1 protein-coding gene, 1 tRNA gene and 1 rRNA gene are annotated in these 2640 nt (G+C 25.4%); all 3 read right to left on the minus strand.

Going from position 1 to position 2640, the window contains the following annotated elements; translation table 11 throughout:
• Positions 1-397 (minus strand): 16S ribosomal RNA (locus tag JS756_RS38855); the annotation flags it as partial.
• A gap of 533 nt (positions 398-930) precedes the next feature.
• A complete protein-coding gene (locus JS756_RS38860; protein WP_205387405.1) occupies positions 931-1704 on the minus strand; it encodes a F0F1 ATP synthase subunit A in 774 nt (257 codons plus the stop codon).
• A gap of 445 nt (positions 1705-2149) precedes the next feature.
• Positions 2150-2220 (minus strand) — tRNA-Asn (locus tag JS756_RS38865).
• Positions 2221-2640: the final 420 nt, after the last annotated feature.

The raw sequence follows: 2640 nt of genomic DNA on the forward strand, positions 1-2640 counted from the left end.
TTAATGTATTATTTAAATACATTTTTTCATTCTTCCAAGTTACTGGTTCAGCCTTTCGGCCATTGACCAATATTCCTCACTGCTGTACTAAAAACGCATTGGGGTTTTTTCAGACCCAATGTGGTCGATCGACCTCTCAGTCACGACTACGGTTATTAGCTAGAAAAGTCGTTACCTTTCCTACTACTCACCGAGATAAAGATTAACATCTTAAAGCGGACCTTTTTTATTCCTTTCTTTTATAAGGGATTTTTCCCTTACTTTAAGGTAGCCAAATTATCTTTTACTCACCTGTACACCACTACGACGCTTCCGTTTGGAAGCGTCGTCGTTCGATTAGCATGTGTCAAGTACTTGGACAGCGTTCAATCAGAGCCATCATCAAACTCAAAAAAATTTTTTTTTTGTATATTAAAAGTTAGTATAATATACCTATATTGCATGATACATACTATATCCATATCGTTATATAAAAAAGATAAAATTAAGCCAGTTCCTGTTTAAATTTTTATAATTCTAAATTAAAACTTAGCATAGGGTTATTGTTCGCAATTATTAATTATAATTTTTAGTTTCTGTTAAAATCCTTATATTATTATAAAGCATCCCTTATAGAGATGCATATATGCCTAAAAAGTTTCGGACTTTCCTTTTTACATAATTTTTTATCTTTTTTTTTTTTATCTTTTTACCAGCCTCCACTTTATTTAAATAAAAAGGGAAGGGGTTATAACTTATATATATATATTATTCTGACTAATATTTAATAATATAACATTAATAAGTTTAATATAAATTGTGTAGTAAGTACCCTTATTTAATAAAGGTATTTATTTACAAAAAAAAATAATAATTAAATTATTTTTATTTATTAATTAATAATTATTTTACATATTATTTATATAATTTTCATTTTTATATTATTAAATATTAGTGTAAATCTAATCCATCTTTAATGTAAGAACAAGTTAATATAACAAACACTTGTGCTTGTATAATAGCTATTGCTAGTTCTAAACCTGAGAATGCAATTATAAATGCTAAAGGTATTAAACCTAGGAAGAAAAAGATAAATCCATTAGTCATTATATTGTATGTAAATCCACTTAAAATAGATAATAACATGTGTCCACTTAATATGTTAGCTGCTAGTCTTAAACCTAAAGATACATTTCTAGATAAGTATGAAACGAACTCAATTAAAACTAGTAGAGGTAATAATGCTAAAGGACAACCTGAAGGTACAAATAATGAGAAGAATTTTAACCCATGTCTTTGGAAACCTAAGAATGTTGCACCTAAAACAACAGTAAAACTCATTGAGAATGTTAAAATAAAATGAGATGTTGTTGCAAAACTATATGGCACCAATCCAACTAAATTATTTACTAATATAAATACGAATAAAGTATATATAAATGGGAAGTATATTTGCCCTCTTGTTGGATTAATTTGACTCACTACTATACCATGCACTGTTGCATATACACTTTCCTGGCTTATTGACCAGTTATTAGGTATTATTTTATTATTATTTGAAGCTAATAAGCTACATGTTAATATTATTAACATACTTATTGTTAAGTATAAACCTATATTTGTTAATGATAAATTAACATTTCCTAATAAGTTGGCAGATAATAAATCTCTAACTTCGAATTGATCTAATGGACTTAATACATAATTTAAATTATTTAATGTCATTAATTATTTCTTTAATTATTATATATCTAATTAATAAATATTTCGTTTAAATAATATAATTTAATCTTAGAGGTTTTTGAGTTTTTTTACCCATTAGCGCACACACACACTCCTTAAAATTTATGCGGCAAATTTGTTTATAAATATATGAGAAAAAAACACGTACGAACTTTGATAAATGTTTTTAGTAAACACGTATTTTAATTATAATTTGTTAATATAGATACGAGAAATAAAAACACGTACGAATCTTGGTAATATGTATTTAGTAAATGCGTATATTAATACAGTTAGTATAACAAAACCAAATACTACTTGATTAACAAAAAAGAAAGGTACTAATTGTGGCATTTTTAGTTTTTCAGCTATAAAAAATTTTCCCTTAATAACTTTTTAGACTATTTAAGATTTAAAGTAATGCTGTTGTTAAGAATATTAATTTTTAAGCCCTTAAGATGAATCGAACATCTATCAAGATATTAACAGTATCCCGCTCTACCGTTGAGCTATAAGAGCTGATAAACTATGATCATTAATAAGATTTTAAGGAAATTAGTAACGTTCCATTAGAGGAAATTATTCTTATCCAAGACTCGAACTTGGATCAAAATATTAGAAGTATTCTGCTCTACCATTGAGCTAATAAGAATTAGGTATATTACATATATATATACATATATATATATATATATAAATTAATTCCAATTATCTATAATATTGATTAATTTCCTTAGTAACTATTAAATACGAAATACATTGTTGTGTGTTTATAATTTTATTATTAACTTTAAATATATTATATTTTTTAGTTTATACTATAAATTAAAGAAGAAACTGAATAATGTAAACCATCTAATATTGGAGCTGGGTATATACCAAATAATACTGTAAGTACAACAAATACTAATAACATTATAAATTCTCTTCTAGTTACAT

Origin of the sequence: Streptomyces actuosus, from assembly GCF_016921115.1 — a bacterium.
In the GTDB taxonomy this organism is placed as follows: Bacteria; Actinomycetota; Actinomycetes; order Streptomycetales; family Streptomycetaceae; genus Streptomyces; species Streptomyces actuosus_A.

What these genes read in the sequence shown, in the direction of transcription:
- JS756_RS38860 (WP_205387405.1), bottom strand. Translation starts at nt 1,704, where the DNA reads ATGACATTAAATAATTTAAATTATGTATTAAGTCCATTAGATCAATTC.